A 16,362-nucleotide genomic window follows, 5' to 3' on the forward strand; every position below is an offset into this window, starting at 1 on the left:
AGATAGTGAAAGAACGATATGCAAGCTACTTTAAGCTGTTAGTACTGATTAATTGAATGAAGCGTTGGTCAAAATTTCAACTCGAAAGAAAGCAAAAAACGATGAATTCGTTTATAGAATGTAAAATGAATTGTTTAAACAATGAAACCAATGTTAAAATAAAGTTTGTTAGAATTGGCATCGAGCAAAGTGATAGGAAGTATGATTATAACATCTCGAACCAATTTACAATGAAAATTTAAAAAAGGAGTTATTTTCATGTTAAATTTAGAAAATAAAACATTCGTCATTATGGGTATTGCTAATAAACGTAGTATCGGTTTTGGTGTAGCAAAAGTATTAGACAAATTAGGTGCGAATTTAGTTTTTACATATCGTAAAGAACGTAGTAAAAAAGAAATGGAAAAACTTGTTGAACAGTTAGATCAAGAAACAATTAGAATGTATCAAATAGACGTACAAAAAGACGAAGATGTTATCAATGGTTTTGCAAAAATTGGAGAAGAAGTAGGTAACATTGACGGTGTTTATCATTCGATTGCTTTTGCTAACATGGAAGATTTAAGAGGTCGTTTTTCAGATACATCTCGTGATGGCTTCTTATTGGCACAAGACATTAGTTCATATTCATTAACAATTGTTGCTAGAGAAGCAAAAAAAATCATGCCTGAGGGTGGTAGTATTGTTGCTACTACTTATTTAGGTGGCGAGTATGCTGTGCAAAATTACAATGTGATGGGTGTAGCTAAAGCGAGTTTAGAAGCAAATGTACGTTATTTAGCATTAGATTTGGGTGAAGATAATATCCGTGTCAATGCGATTTCAGCTGGTCCAATTCGTACACTTAGCGCTAAAGGTGTTGGTGGTTTTAACACAATCATGAAAGAAATTGAAGAACGTGCGCCATTAAAACGTAATGTAGACCAAGAAGAAGTAGGTAAAACTGCAGCTTACTTATTGAGTGATTTTTCAAGTGGAGTTACAGGTGAAAATATCCATGTAGACAGTGGTTATCATATCGTTAAATAATTAAAGATATTTAATTATTAACATATAAAAAGACTGTTCGTTTCAACAACTGAAACGAATAGTCTTTTTGTTTTATATCATTATTTTATTCTTTGACGTCACTATTGGCTTTTGCAATAATTTCTTGTCTATAACGGAATACGTTTCTGACAACGGTTTTAATGACAGCATATAATGGAACAGCTATTAAGATTAGACCGAAACCGCCGAGATTACCTGCAGCTAATATCACTACAATAATTGTTAAAGGATGAATACTAAGTGATTTACCCATTACATTAGGTGTAATCACATTACCTTCTAATTGTTGTGCAATCAGCGTGATAATACATACCCATATAAATGTTGTAGGGCTTTGAATAATTGCAATGACTGCAGCAGGTGCAAATGCCATCCAAGGACCTAAGAACGGTATCATATTTGCTACACATGCAAACATAACGAGTAATAATGTGTAGTTAAGGCCTACAATTGAATAACCAATATATAAGATAATACCAAGAATGATACTTACTGTAACTTGGCCTTGAATATAGGATTTAACAGTTTCATTTAAATCTTTTAATAATTCTACAGTGAAAACTTTTCTGTCTCCTTTAAATAGTCTTGCGATGAAAGGGATAAAACGTTCATGATCTTTTAACATATAAATTAAAAAGAACGGAACCATTATCAGTAAGAAAAGTGTTGAAATAAATGATGTTAAGTAACCTAAAGAGTTAGATAAAATATCAGCAGTACTGTCGCTGATAGATTGTACCATTTTATTAATGCGATCTGTTACATCATTAGGCAATCTTTCCATTTGATCTAGAGCAAAATTAATGATGTTTTGGACTTCATGTTGTAATGCAGGTATTTGAGTTACTAAGTTTTCAATTTGTTCTGCAATTAACGGAGCTAATACCCCAACAACAATACTAATAATTATGATTAAGCCTATAAAGATTAGAGTAATGCTACCCCAGCGTGGCACATGATTCTTTTCAAGTATTTTTTGAAAAGGCAAACAAATGTAAAACAAAAAGCCACTCAATAATAATGGCAGTAACACAGATTGAAGGATAATAATGAATGGTGTGAAAATACTATGTACTTCCATAATCAATTTGATTAGTAAAAACAGGATTAATAAAGCGATACCTGTTCTAAACCATACTTTGTTAAGCATAGAATGGTTCCTCCTATAAAACTTTATTTGAATTTATAATTCAGTATATCTTAAAAAAAGATAGAACAAAAGGTAAATTTGGGAAAGTTTGTACTTAGTCGCACCGTGTGGTTGACTGCAATTTCAGGTAAGTAACAATGGATATTCAATAATAAGTAGTACGTTATAAGATAATATAAGTATTAAATATATTAATGTTATTTATATAAAAAATTCATAACGCATTATATAAATTGTGAAAATAATAACTTATATAATGCGTTGCGCGGAACATAACATATGTGTATAATATTAAAAAATATCATTTTCTTTAATGGTATAACAAGGGGGATACGTTATGATAGAAGGTTTTTTAACTTGGCTTTATGACATAGTATGGAGCAAACCATTAGTTTATGGTTTATTAATCACTGGTATATTGTTCTCACTATTTATGAAATTTTTCCAAGTCAGACACTTTAAAGAAATGATTCGACTTATGTTTCAAGGGGAAAAGTCACCAACTGGTATTTCAAGTTTTCAAGCAATCGCCTTATCGTTAGCAGGTCGTGTAGGTACTGGTAATATTGTAGGTGTATCAACAGCAATATTTATTGGTGGACCAGGCGCCGTATTTTGGATGTGGGCTACAGCATTTTTAGGAGCAAGTAGCGCCTTTATAGAATCGACACTAGGACAAATATATAAACGAGAAGAGAAGGGACAATATAGAGGTGGACCAGCATTTTATATTGAATATGGTATAAAGGGGAAACTGGGCAAAGTATATGGATTGATCTTTGCAATTGTCACTGTAATTTCAGTCGGATTATTATTGCCAGGTGTTCAATCCAATGCTATATCCAGTTCTATGAAAAATGCGTTTCAATTAAATCCATGGGTTGTAGCCATATTTTTAGCAATCATTATCGGATTAATTATTTTTGGGGGAATCAAATGGATTGCTAATGCAGCGACAGCAGTTGTACCATTTATGGCAGTGTTTTATATATTAATGGCGGTTATTATCATTATACTTAATATTGAAGCGGTTCCTGCATTGTTTGCATTAATTTTCAAATCTGCATTTGGCATGCAAGCAGCATTTGGTGGGATTGTAGGTGCAATGATTGAAATAGGAGTCAAAAGAGGTCTTTATTCAAATGAGGCTGGTCAAGGTACTGGGCCACATGCAGCCGCGGCAGCAGAGGTGTCACATCCAGCAAAACAAGGTTTGGTGCAAGCGTTTTCAGTTTACGTTGATACTTTATTCGTCTGTACTGCAACCGCATTAATCATCTTGCTTTCTGGTACATATAATGTAACGGATGGCGGCAACACACCTAGTGATAAAGCGAGTTTGATAAAAGATAATGGTATCTTTGTTGAAATGTCAAATGGAGATAAAGATTATTCTGGTACAGCAATGTATGCTCAAGCAGGTATAGATAAGGCTTTACAAGGAGGAAGTTATCATTTTGATCCATCATTCTCTGGATTCGGATCTTACTTTATAGCAATTGCATTATTTTTCTTCGCTTTTACTACTATATTGGCTTATTACTATATTGCAGAAACCAATATTGCATACTTAACGAGAACTGCAAATTATAGAACTTCCTTTATATTTATCAATATAACTCGTATTGTATTGATATTAGCAACAGTTTATGGCGCAGTGAAAACGGCAGATATAGCATGGTTAATGGGAGATTTAGGTGTAGGCATGATGGCCTGGCTTAATATCATAGCAATTTGGCTATTACACAAACCAGCTATAAACGCATTGAAAGATTATGAATTGCAGAAAAAGCGTTTAGGATCTGGTAGAAAAGCGATTTATAAACCAGACCCAGAAAAAGTACCCAATGCTGTTTTTTGGCTAAAAGATTATCCTGAACGCCTTAAAAAAGAGAATATTAACGATTAAAAAATAATATCTTACTTTGCTAAATAAAAAGGAGTTATTTTAAAATATTGCGTCTCTTGATACAATGTCATTAAGACTATGAGGGGGCGCATTATTTTATGGACAATTTTCAAGCAGGACGAATTAATAAAATTAATTTTTCAAGCGACATATTAGATAGAGATATCACACTTTCTATTTATTTACCTAAAGATTTCACAGAATTATTTAAATACAAGGTCGTCTTTTGTTTTGATGGTTTGGATTTTTTTAGCTTTGGTAGAATACACAGAACGTATGAAAAATTATGGGAAGCAAATGAAGTAGAAAGAGCAATCTTTGTGGGTTTTCATTATGAAGATGTTGAAAAAAGAAGAGCAGAATTTCATCCTCAAGGAGCAAAAACAGCACTAACTGTAAAATGTATGGCGAATGAAATTTTACCGTTTATAGACGCTCAATTCCCAACATATAAAGTAGGAAATGGCAGAGTCATTTTAGGTGATAGTTTAGCTGGAAGTGCAGCTTTGATCACAGCCTTATCCTATCCAAGAATTTTTAGCCAAGTAGGTCTATTGAGTCCTCAACATGATGAGGTAATACAAACATTAATTGAACGATGTCAATTTCAAGAACAATTGACGATTTGGCATACAGTTGGATTAGAAGAAAAAGACTTTGCTTTACCAACGACCGGAAAGCAAGCGGATTTTTTAACACCTAATCGTCAGCTGAAATCGATTATCGAACATAGTGATATAACCTATCACTATGCAGAGTTTGATGGGGGACATAGATGGAAATCTTGGAAACATTTACTAGATGATTTATTAAAATATTTTTTATCAGATAATATTTCTTTTTAATTATCTGTAGGAAATTTAGTTAAAAGTAACGAATTTTTGTGAAATTTGATATAATGTAGTTATGTTAAACAAAGGAGGAATTTAAATGATTTTAGGATTAGCATTAATTCCGTCAAAAGCGTTTCAAGATGAAGTAAATGCATACCGTAAACGTTATGATGCTCACTATGCAACGATTATGCCACACATTACGATTAAAGAGCATTTTAAAATAAACGAAGGTGATCTTGACGCTGTCAAAGAGACAATCAAATCAAGAATCGAGGGGATACCACCGATTGAAGTACACGCGACAAAGGCATCAAACTTTGCGCCAATTACAAATGTAATTTATTTTAAAGTTGCCAAAACGGACAATTTAGAAAAATTATTTAATCAATTCAATAGTGGTGATTTTTATGGTCGTCCAGAACATCCATTTGTACCACATTTTACAATTGCACAAGGCTTGACTAGTCAAGAGTTCGAAGACATTTTTGGTCAATTGAACTTAGCGGGTATTGACTATAAAGAAGCAATTGAGCAACTTTCTTTAGTTTACTATGATGAAAGTGCAGAAAAATGGAAAGTATTAGAGAATTTTAATTTTGCATAATTTTTTTATATAAAGTCATCATTTTAATCGATGATAATATTGAAACTTTAAAAGCGTCGCTATCATATTTTTAGATAATTTCTAAAATGATAGCGACGCTTTTGTATGTTGAAACGTACTCATATACTTAAGTGTGATTGTGTTGTTTTTTATTTTTAATAAAATACAAGCCATAAAATATTGCTAAAAATAAGAACACTAATGCTGAAAAATAAAATGTATTATTAATAGATTTAGAGAATTCTGTAATTAAACCACCTACGAGTGGACCAATCATAGACCCGAAACCTTGAACACTATTGAACACGCCCCAAGTCTCTTCTTGTTCATCCATATGGATATGACTTGCCATAAAAGTATTCCATGCAGGTAATAAGATACCATACATTAGGCCAATAAATAATGCTAAGCCCCAGACTAGTTTAATATCTGTAATAATAGATAAAGCAAATATCATTATAGTGTATAAAACAAAACCACCAAAAATGATACTGTACATAAATAATGTTCCATTTTTATCTATAATTTTAGATAAAAATAGCATAGAAATGGCACAACCTATACCACCAATGATAATTGCTATTGTATATTCTACGGTTGAAACGCCGACAACTTTTGTCGCATATGTAGGTAATATTGGGACTAAGGCGGTGATTGAAGCACCTTGTAATAAAATACCTGGAAATAGAATGAGATGACGTTTGGTCACGTTTACAATTTGTCCTAATTGTTGCTTAACAGGTCTTGTATTGTAGTTAGTAAGCCTGATTTTAACGAAATAGTATAAAATCCATGCAATCAATACGACTAATGACATCATAAACGCAAAGCGTGTTGGGTGGAATTTAAAGATTAAGTTCATTCCAACCATCCCGACTAATAAGCCTAGTAGCCAAGAGAAATAGACATATCCCATTTGTTTACCACGGTTATTTTCATCAACACTTGCAAGCATAATGACCCAAATCGGACTCACTGCGATACCTAGTAATATCGCACTTGTGATTAATACGATTGGTGATGTAGGAAACCAAATGACTAAAAACAAACTACCAAAAGCTAATAAAAATCCAAGTGTTAAAACAAGTTTAGTACCTAAGCGTTTAAGTAAAAAACCAATGACAAAGTTTGTTGTTGCATCAGCAATAAAGTGAATAGAAATAGCGATAGATGTAACACCTACCGCAATAGAAGTTGCCGTTGGAAGTAAGGCTAAGTAACTCAATACATACATACCTCTAGCAAACTCCATTAAAAATAAAATAATCAACATAATAATAAAATTTGTGCTTGAATTGTAGTTAGTATTATTTAACGAAGAGCTTTGCATATAAAGGAACCTTTCCATAAACTTCTTCATAACGTGTCGAATGGTCTAGAAGTTCTAACAAATCTTTGCATAATTTATATGTTGAATATGGAATGCGCGATTCACTCATTGCTTCAGACATTTCCACTAGTGAAGTTGGATGATTTGTTAATGAGGCTACTTGTTGTATAGCTTCATCGGGTGAATAAGCGATTGTACCATAACCTTTTTCTTCAAAATAGAGCGCGTTTTCTAACTCTTGTCCTGGCGCAGGATCTAAGAAAATCATTGGTATTTGTCGCGTTAGTGCTTCAGAAATAGTGATGCCACCTGGTTTTGTTATCATCAACTGACTTGAAGCCATCCATTCATTCATTTGTTTTGTATAACCTAAAATCAGTACGTTATCATAATTTTTAAATTGGCTAGATAATGTGCGCTTCAAATCTTTGTTTTTACCACAAACCATGACGACTTGCGAGTGTGGACTTTTAGTCAAAATATCGCTAATCATTTGATCGAATCCTTTAGAAACACCAAAAGCACCTGCTGACATAAGGATTGTTGGTTTGTCAGGATTCAAATTATTTTGGCGTAACCATGCAGATTGGTCGATATCTTGTTCGAATTTATCAGAAATTGGAATGCCTGTAACCTTTAATTGATTTCTTGGAATACCTAATTCAGCAAATTCATCTTTTAATTCCTCAGTTGCCAAATAATATCGTTGAGAATGTGGTGTAACCCAATTCTTTTGTAATCTATAATCTGTCATAACTGTGGCAATGGGAATATTCATATCAAATTGCTCAGTTAATACAGACATCACTGGCGTAGGGAAGGTAAGTAGAATTAAATCTGGCTTTTCTTTTAGTAATAAATTAATTAATTTATTCAAACCATAATATTTGTAGAAACATTTGTCTATTTGGTCAGGTTTACTATAGTAAAAAGACTTGTACATATTTCTGAAGTACTTAAAGCTATTGATATACCACTTTTTACATATAGAAGTCAAAATTGGGTGAGCTTCTAAAAATAAATCATGTTCAATGACAGTTAAATTGTCTAGATTCATTTCGTTGAATTGGTTTACTACGCTTTGAGTAACCTGTAAATGTCCGTTACCAAAAGAACCAGTAATAATCAATATTTTTTTGTTACGAGTAACCATTTTGAGTCACCCTCCAATAGTATAAATTTAGCTCATGCTAAGTTTAACGCATTTTGTTGTCATGCGAAAGAAAAAACATAATTAATAGAGATTATATCATTTTACAAACGCATAGAAAATAATTCATACTTATTTTTAAAAATTATATCATGATAAATTTAGATTGTTCTATATTTATACCATACCACGCATGCTTTTAAAATAAGTCATCTTAAAAGAAATTAAACAAATAAAAAAGAAAATCTACATAATTAATTACATATGATTAACATTTTAAATCTAGTTTATACTTACGGTAATTATAATGTTTTTAAATAAAAACGAAAAAAAATATATAATGGTAGAGAAAAGGCAAAATGCAATATTAGTTTCTATAAAATCACTTGAAAATGTGTATAATAGAAGTATTGGAAATAAAGGAGCGGTTAATGTTGAATGCAAACGAGTTGTTTAAAAAAATTAGAGTTAAACAAGTGATTGGAACATTAGATATGAATGTGAATGATATAACAACGGACTCGCGTACAGCTAAAGAAGGCAGCATATTTGTTGCTTCTAAAGGTTATACCGTCGATAGTCATAAATTTTGTCAAGATGTTGTGAATCAAGGCTGTAAAGTTATTGTGGTAAATCATGAACAACTGTTGAAAGGTGATGTAACGCAAGTTATCGTTCCTGACACGTTGCGTGTTGCTAGTTTACTCGTAAATGTATTATTTAATTATCCAAGTAAACAACTTACTACATATGGTGTTACCGGGACAAATGGCAAAACATCTATAGCAACAATGATACACCACATATATAGAAAATTAGGTAAAGGTAGTGCTTATTTAGGTACAAATGGTTTTCAAATTAACGAAGAAAAATCTAAAGGTACAAATACAACTCCTGAAACAGTTGCGTTGACGAAAAAAATTCATGAAGCTGTAGAACAACAAGCACAAGCTATGACTTTAGAAGTATCAAGCCACGGATTATCATTAGGACGCTTAAGTGGTGTTAATTTTGATGTTGCTGTGTTTTCAAATTTAACGCAAGATCATTTAGACTTTCACGGTACAATGGAAGCTTATGGTCATGCCAAATCATTATTATTCAGCCAGTTAGGTGAAGATTTATCAAAAGAAAAATATGTTGTTTTAAATCAAGATGATGAATTCTCAGAATATTTAGCTTCAGTTACACCTTACGAGGTGTTTACGTATGGCATCAAAGAACATGCACAATTTAAGGCTGAAAATATTCATGAGTCTTTACAAGGTGTAACATTTGATTTTAATACACCTGAAGGTACATTTCCTGTGAAGTCACCATATGTAGGCATTTTCAATGTCTCTAATATTATGGCAGCAATGATAGCTGTTTGGGCAAAAGGTGCTACTTTAGAAGAAATTATTCAAGCGGTAGAAAACTTAGAACCAGTTGAGGGTCGACTTGAAGTTTTAGACCCAAAATTACCAATTGATTTAATTATAGATTATGCACACACAGCAGATGGTATGGATAAACTTATAGATGCAGTGAAACCTTTTGCAAAACAGAAATTGATTTTCTTGTGTGGAATGGCTGGAGAAAGAGATATGGGGAAAACACCTGAAATGGGTCGTGTCGCTTGTAGAGCGGATTATGTTATTTTTACGCCTGACAATCCAGCAAATGATGATCCAAAAAAATTAACAAGTGAACTTGCTAAAGGCGCAACGCATAGTAATTATGTTGAATTCGAAGATCGTGCGGAAGGGATTCGTCATGCTATTGAAATTGCTAATCCTGGTGATACAGTTGTCTTGGCGTCAAAAGGGCGTGAGCCTTATCAAATTATGCCTGGTCATGTAAAAGTACCGCATCGAGATGACTTAATCGGTTTAGAAGCGGCTTATAAAAAGTTTGGCGGTGGTCCTGTTGAAAATTAAGCCTATAAGTCTGAATGGTGTAACAGTTCGTAGTTATATTTATAAAAATGATGACGCTGATGTCTTACTTATGGCAATACCAGACCTCAATTGGTCATTAGAAATTGATACTTCGTTAAATGATGATGATATCAAGGAGGAACTTGTGATACACTTGTTTACGTTACTTGATGAGTCAACAGCAGTACAAATTGCTGATGATATTGGTCAATCGATATTTGAGAATTAAAGGAGAGAACAAATGAGTATAAAGGAAGAAGTAGAATCCAGAAAAACTTTTGCGATTATTTCACATCCTGATGCTGGGAAAACCACATTAACAGAAAAGTTACTGTTATTTGGTGGGGCAATAAGAGAAGCAGGGACCGTAAAAGGTAAAAAGAGCGGTAAGTTTGCGACAAGTGACTGGATGAAAGTTGAACAAGAACGTGGTATCTCAGTAACGAGTTCAGTGATGCAATTTGATTATGATCATTATAAAATCAACATTTTAGATACGCCAGGGCATGAAGACTTTTCCGAAGACACATATCGAACATTAATGGCAGTGGATAGTGCTGTAATGGTTATAGACTGTGCAAAAGGTATTGAACCTCAGACTTTAAAACTATTCAAAGTTTGTAAAATGAGAGGTATTCCTATTTTTACGTTTATCAATAAGTTAGATAGAGTAGGAAAAGAGCCATTTGAATTGTTAGATGAAATCGAGTCTACACTGGAAATCGAAACGTATCCTATGAATTGGCCAGTGGGTATGGGACAAAATTTCTTTGGTATCATTGATCGAGATACACATACGATTGAGCCATTTAGAGATGAACAAAATGTACTACATTTAAATGATGATTATGAACTGGAAGAAGATCATAATATTAAAAATGATAGCGCCTTTACACAAGCAATCGAAGAATTAATGTTGGTAGAAGAAGCAGGAGAAACATTTGATAATGAAGCTTTGAGAAATGGTGATTTAACACCAGTGTTCTTTGGATCAGCATTAGCGAACTTTGGTGTAGAAAATTTCTTAAATGCTTATGTTGATCATGCACCTATGCCAAGTGCACGACAAACGAAAGAAGATATTGAAGTTACACCTTACGATACGGATTTTTCAGGCTTTATTTTCAAAATTCAAGCCAATATGGATCCCAAACACAGAGATAGAATTGCTTTTATGAGGGTAGTTAGTGGCGCGTTTGAACGAGGTATGGATGTTACCTTACAAAGAACGAAAAAGAAACAGAAAATAACACGTTCGACTTCGTTTATGGCTGATGATAAAGAAACAGTTAATCACGCAGTTGCTGGAGATATCATAGGTTTGTATGACACAGGTAATTACCAAATTGGAGATACATTAGTAGGTGGCAACCAAAAATTCAGTTTCCAAGAATTACCGCAGTTTACACCAGAATTATTTATGAAAGTTTCTGCCAAAAATGTCATGAAGCAGAAGCATTTCCATAAAGGAATTGAACAATTAGTTCAAGAAGGCGCAATTCAATACTATAAAGCATTGCATACCAATCAAATTATTATTGGTGCGGTAGGTCAGTTACAATTTGAAGTATTTGAACATAGACTTAAAAATGAATATAATGTCGATGTCATCATGGAACCAGTTGGTCCAAAAATTGCAAGATGGATTGAAAATGAAGAAGATATTAAAGATAAAATGAGCTCTTCTCGTTCTATTCTTGTTAAAGATGTTTATGATAATTACGTTTTCTTATTTGAAAATGAGTTTGCAACGAGATGGTTTGAAGAAAAATTTCCAGAAATTAAATTATACAGTTTGTTATAATATGATTAATTGTGTATAATACTATATTATTAATAGAATACCTATGACTTTGTAGTCGGAGGGGAGTAACTCAACTGTTTTTAAAGAGATATATGAGATAGTAATATTTTTGTGAAATGTCTGTTTTATATATCTTTTTAACATAGTCATTTTGTCGTCATTACGAAACGTTAAACGTTTCCGGTAAAATGGGCAGAAAAATACTGTCGAGTGAGACCTTTGCTTATAAATGTTACAAACATACAAAATATATAAAGCTAAAAGTTTAATTTACTATAGGCGTGTATATGATTGAAAATGTGTGTAGCATTTACTTAGCTTAGGTCTCTATTTTTATGTAAAAAACTAAAGGAGTTGTCCTAAATGGATCCGAGTTTAATTTTACCTTATTTATGGGTTCTAGTAGTACTGGTATTTTTAGAAGGATTATTAGCAGCAGATAATGCTGTCGTAATGGCAGTCATGGTTAAACACTTGCCTCCAGAACAACGTAAAAAAGCATTGTTTTATGGACTGTTAGGCGCATTTATTTTCCGTTTTATTTCTTTATTTTTAATAAGCATTATTGCACATTTTTGGTGGATTCAAGCATTGGGTGCAATTTACCTATTATACATGTCCATTAAGAATCTCATATCATTCTTTAATGAAAAAGATCACCAAAAAGAAGATGGTACGGATGACCACCATTATGATGAATCAGGTGAGGAAATACATGCAAGTCCAAAAGCATTTTGGGGTACAGTATTAAAAGTAGAATTTGCAGATATTGCCTTTGCGATTGACTCTATGTTAGCTGCACTTGCTATTGCAGTAACTTTACCTACTGTTGGTATACACTTTGGTGGTATGGACCTTGGACAGTTTGCAGTCATGTTCTTAGGTGGTATGCTAGGTGTAATCATCATGCGTTTTGCTGCCACTTGGTTTGTAAATCTATTGAATAAATATCCTGGTTTAGAAGGTGCTGCATTTGCAATTGTCGGCTGGGTAGGTATTAAATTAGTAATAATGGTGTTAGCGCACCCAGATATTAAAATATTACCGGAACACTTCCCACACAGTGTATTATGGCAATCTATTTTCTGGACGGTTATGATTGCACTTGTGATTATTGGTTGGTTAACTTCTGTTAAAAATAATAAAAAAGAACATAAATAATATAAATAAGTCTGAGCATAAAAAACTATGTCTCAGGCTTTGTTTTATTTTTTATGAGATAAAGTTAGAATTTTTTAATAAAAGAGACTATAATCTGTAGTATGCTAACTTTATATGACAAAATAAAGCAGAAAAATTATATTTGATATGTCATAATAGAATTGCAATCAAAAGTAATAGGGGGGCTTATTGTGACGCAAAATAAAAAACATGTCATCCCAAAAGTAAAGTATGGACGCAAACGACGTGAGTACTTTCATAACGAGGAACGGGAACAACGTGTGCAACAAGAACGTCAAGCTAGAAAACAGCGTGAAGAAAAGGCTGAAATACTTGCTAAAAATAATGAAGAGCGTGTGAAAGAAAATTTAAGAAAAGCACGTATTGAAAAGCTTACACAAGAAGAAATTCAGCAACAACAAGCCATAGCTGCTGCGCGGAACTCAAAACATACACCAGAGAGAACAGAAAATGATGAGTCAACCTCAGCGGACAATATCAATCATCCATACAATGAAAACGAGAACATAGCGGATGAAAAAAATAATATAAATTCAAAATCATCACATGTTGAGAATGTGGATCAAAATAACAGTGCACAATCAAATGAACAACATGTCCCAGCTGAAAAACAGCAGGAAGAAAACTTTTACTCAGAGAATGCACAACAATCTAGAGTCGATGATTATTTGAGTAATGATGAACAAACATCTTTCCAAATGAAGCACCAAAAAAGTGCCAGTGAACATTCGAATCGTAACAATGAAACTAAGCATGAAAGCACAGCTAATACTTCTGATAAAGTTAAGGCTTTCTTTATTGAACATTGGGCTAAAATTTTAATTGTTGTTGCAGTTATTGTTTTACTTACACTCATACAAGCTATATTCAAAAATGTTGATGAAAATGGTACTTTAAATGATAGCGTGTTTAACGATAATCAAAATAAAGATAAAACTTATACAACAACAATGAAAAGTGCAAACAGTGCAATTCATTCAGTAGTAACTGTTGAAAATGATACAAGTGATGATAGAACTTCTGCCGAAAAAGAGACACAAGAAGCAGGTAAAGAAAATGAATTAGGTTCAGGTGTCGTCTACAAAAAAGTGGGCGACTCTATTTTTATTATGACCAACGCACATGTGGTTGGAGATAAAAAAGAACAGAAGATTACATATGGTTATGATGACTATGCGATTGGAAAAGTTGTTGGCACGGATAAGTATTCAGATATCGCCGTTGTTAAAGCTAAAGTAAAATCGGATAGTAAAGTGAAACCAATTAAAATAGGCGATTCCAGTACTTTAGTACTAGGTGAACCAATTATAGTCGTAGGAAACCCTCTAGGTGTAGATTTTAAAGGAAGTATTTCTGATGGTATTATTTCAGGTTTGAACAGACACATACCAGTGGATATCAATAAAGACGATCAATATGATGTGTTAATGAGTGCTTTCCAAATAGATGCACCTGTAAATCCGGGCAACTCAGGTGGAGCCGTGATTGATAGAAATAGTAAGTTAGTAGGTATAGCATCCTTGAAAATAGATATGGATAATGTTGAAGGTATTGCCTTTGCCATACCGGTCAATGACGCTGAAGACATTGCCAAGCAATTAGAAGATAAAGGTGAAGTTAAATATCCTAATACAGGTGTGAAGATTGCTAATATTAGTGAGGTTGATGAAGCTACCAAACAATCTATTAATTTACCAGAAGATGTTAAAAAAGGCGTGCTAGTAGGTGATGTTAAAAAAGATTCATTAGGTGAAAAATCCGGGTTGCAAAAAAATGATGTCATAGTAGAATTAGATGGTAAAGCATTAGAAGATAATCTTAGATACAGACAAATTATTTTTAATCATAAAGATGATTTAAAAACGCTACCAGCTAAAATATATAGGGATGGTAAAGAAAAGGATATTAAGATTAAACTGAAGTAACGTTGAGGTGAAGAAACGTTGTCCATTTTCAACCAATTGTTAAAAAAATCAAGTCCTCAACAAGGGATTGTAATGTATTATATCGCGGCAATTATCGTGGCATTTTTAATGCTGAACTTGCCGTTTGTCCATAAGTCCAATGTCTCTGTAGATCCAATTGATTCCTTGTTTGTTGCTGTGTCAGGTGTCAGTGTAACAGGCCTAACGCCAGTTAACATTATTGATACTTACACAACATTTGGCCAAGTGGTTATCATGCTGATACTAAATTTAGGTGGTATTGGTGTTATGGCCATTGGAACTATGCTGTGGGTTGTCTTAGGTAAACATATTGGTATGCGTGAACGCCAATTAATCATGCTTGATAATAATAAACATACGATGAGTGGTACTGTGAAATTGATTTTAGATATTGTTCGAACAATCATTATCATAGAACTTGTTGGTGCATCATTATTAGCATTTTATTTCTATAGAGATAACCCCGACATTCAATATGCAATTATGCAAGGATTATTTGTATCGGTATCAGCAACAACAAATGGTGGGCTTGATATAACTGGACAATCACTTATACCATATGCAAATGACTATTTTGTGCAAACTATTGTTATGTTTTTAATCATGTTAGGTTCAATTGGCTTTCCTGTATTGATAGAAGTGAAAGCATATATCAAAAATCGAATTCCTAATTTTAGATTTTCATTATTTGCAAAAATCACAACGGTCACTTATTTTGGTTTGTTTATTTTCGGCGTATTAATTATCCTTTTATTCGAACATAACCAAGCTTTTCAGAATATGAGTTGGCACAAATCGCTATTTTATGCATTATTCCAATCAGCTACCACAAGGAGCGCGGGGCTTCAAACTATTGATGTAAGTGGTTTTGGAGAAGGTACGAATATTGTTATGGGTATACTGATGTTTATAGGTTCATCCCCTAGTTCTGTCGGTGGGGGAATTAGAACTACGACGTTTGCGATTTTAATATTATTCCTTTTAAACTTTAGCAACCAACCTGAAAAAACGTCTATCAAAGCATTTAATCGTGAAATTCACATAACTGATGTTCAACGTTCATTTGCTGTTTTTATCATGGCTAGCATATTAACTTTTACGAGTATGATTTTTATACTGGTTGTTGAAAATGGAAAGGTTTCATTTTTACAAGCGTTTTTTGAAGTTATGTCGGCATTTGGAACTTGTGGATTATCATTAGGTATTACTGGTGATGTGAATGATATGAGTAAAGGTGTCTTGATGGTGTTGATGTTAATTGGCCGTGTTGGTTTAATCAGTTTTATTATTATGATTGGTGGACGTAGAGAACCTGATAAATTTCATTATCCTAAAGAACGCGTACAAATTGGTTGATTGTTAAATGTAAATCTGAACTGAATAGTTTGTGAAACAATGGTGCCAGTACATCTAACAAATGATGTACTGGTGCTTTTAGTTTCAGGATAAAAGCGTATAGTTGGCAAATATTCACTGTTGATG

At 33.1% G+C, this 16,362-nt stretch carries 13 protein-coding genes; 10 read left to right on the forward strand and 3 right to left on the reverse strand.

Going from position 1 to position 16,362, the window contains the following annotated elements; translation table 11 throughout:
* The first annotated feature begins 258 nt into the window (after positions 1 to 258).
* On the forward strand, positions 259 to 1,029 hold the full coding sequence (gene fabI / locus MUA21_RS03605) for an enoyl-ACP reductase FabI (RefSeq protein ID WP_107525691.1): 771 nt from the start codon (positions 259 to 261) through the stop codon (positions 1,027 to 1,029).
* Positions 1,030 to 1,114: 85 nt separating this feature from the next.
* Here the strand turns inward: fabI and cozEa are convergent, their stop codons facing one another.
* Positions 1,115 to 2,200, reverse strand: a complete 1,086-nt coding sequence (cozEa, locus tag MUA21_RS03610; RefSeq protein ID WP_107525690.1) for a lipoteichoic acid biosynthesis protein CozEa — start codon at positions 2,198 to 2,200, stop codon at positions 1,115 to 1,117.
* Between the two features lie 337 nt (positions 2,201 to 2,537).
* On the opposite strand from cozEa, the gene MUA21_RS03615 reads away from it, so the two are divergent.
* From MUA21_RS03615 to MUA21_RS03625, 3 genes are all read left to right on the forward strand, one after another.
* On the forward strand, positions 2,538 to 4,109 hold the full coding sequence (locus tag MUA21_RS03615; RefSeq protein ID WP_073342597.1) for an alanine/glycine:cation symporter family protein: 1,572 nt from the start codon (positions 2,538 to 2,540) through the stop codon (positions 4,107 to 4,109).
* A gap of 98 nt (positions 4,110 to 4,207) precedes the next feature.
* On the forward strand, positions 4,208 to 4,954 hold the full coding sequence (locus MUA21_RS03620) for an esterase family protein (protein WP_145395355.1): 747 nt from the start codon (positions 4,208 to 4,210) through the stop codon (positions 4,952 to 4,954).
* 85 nt (positions 4,955 to 5,039) lie between these two features.
* Complete coding sequence (locus MUA21_RS03625) at positions 5,040 to 5,549, forward strand: YjcG family protein (protein WP_019469079.1); 510 nt, start codon at positions 5,040 to 5,042, stop codon at positions 5,547 to 5,549.
* A 127-nt stretch (positions 5,550 to 5,676) separates the two neighbouring features.
* Here the strand turns inward: MUA21_RS03625 and ltaA are convergent, their stop codons facing one another.
* Together ltaA and MUA21_RS03635 are read right to left on the reverse strand one after the other, a co-directional pair.
* Positions 5,677 to 6,879 carry a lipoteichoic acid biosynthesis MFS flippase LtaA gene (gene ltaA, locus MUA21_RS03630; protein WP_262562235.1) on the reverse strand — a complete coding sequence of 401 codons (1,203 nt, stop codon included), beginning with the start codon at positions 6,877 to 6,879 and terminating at the stop codon, positions 5,677 to 5,679.
* Positions 6,857 to 8,032 (reverse strand): diglucosyl diacylglycerol synthase, encoded by a 1,176-nt coding sequence (locus MUA21_RS03635; RefSeq protein WP_046208073.1) that lies wholly within the window; start codon positions 8,030 to 8,032, stop codon positions 6,857 to 6,859. The genes ltaA and MUA21_RS03635 overlap by 23 nt, the downstream gene beginning before the upstream one ends.
* A gap of 431 nt (positions 8,033 to 8,463) precedes the next feature.
* Between MUA21_RS03635 and MUA21_RS03640 the strand changes: the two genes are divergently transcribed.
* The 6 genes from MUA21_RS03640 (at position 8,464) to MUA21_RS03665 (ending at position 16,236) form a co-directional block, all read left to right on the forward strand.
* Entirely contained in the window at positions 8,464 to 9,948 is a 1,485-nt protein-coding gene (locus MUA21_RS03640) for a UDP-N-acetylmuramoyl-L-alanyl-D-glutamate--L-lysine ligase (RefSeq protein ID WP_046208351.1), read from the forward strand.
* On the forward strand, positions 9,929 to 10,177 hold the full coding sequence (locus MUA21_RS03645; RefSeq protein ID WP_261789502.1) for a YueH family protein: 249 nt from the start codon (positions 9,929 to 9,931) through the stop codon (positions 10,175 to 10,177). The genes MUA21_RS03640 and MUA21_RS03645 overlap by 20 nt, the downstream gene beginning before the upstream one ends.
* A gap of 12 nt (positions 10,178 to 10,189) precedes the next feature.
* A complete protein-coding gene (locus MUA21_RS03650) occupies positions 10,190 to 11,752 on the forward strand; it encodes a peptide chain release factor 3 (RefSeq protein ID WP_046208075.1) in 1,563 nt (520 codons plus the stop codon).
* A 363-nt stretch (positions 11,753 to 12,115) separates the two neighbouring features.
* Positions 12,116 to 12,913 (forward strand): TerC family protein, encoded by a 798-nt coding sequence (locus MUA21_RS03655; RefSeq protein ID WP_046208076.1) that lies wholly within the window; start codon positions 12,116 to 12,118, stop codon positions 12,911 to 12,913.
* A 191-nt stretch (positions 12,914 to 13,104) separates the two neighbouring features.
* Entirely contained in the window at positions 13,105 to 14,859 is a 1,755-nt protein-coding gene (locus MUA21_RS03660; RefSeq protein ID WP_262561889.1) for a S1C family serine protease, read from the forward strand.
* A gap of 18 nt (positions 14,860 to 14,877) precedes the next feature.
* Positions 14,878 to 16,236, forward strand: coding sequence for a TrkH family potassium uptake protein (locus MUA21_RS03665; RefSeq protein ID WP_046208078.1), 1,359 nt, complete (start codon positions 14,878 to 14,880; stop codon positions 16,234 to 16,236).
* The last annotated feature ends 126 nt before the right edge of the window (positions 16,237 to 16,362 follow it).

Origin of the sequence: Staphylococcus ureilyticus, assembly GCF_025558845.1 — a bacterium.
In the GTDB taxonomy this organism is placed as follows: Bacteria; Bacillota; Bacilli; order Staphylococcales; family Staphylococcaceae; genus Staphylococcus; species Staphylococcus ureilyticus.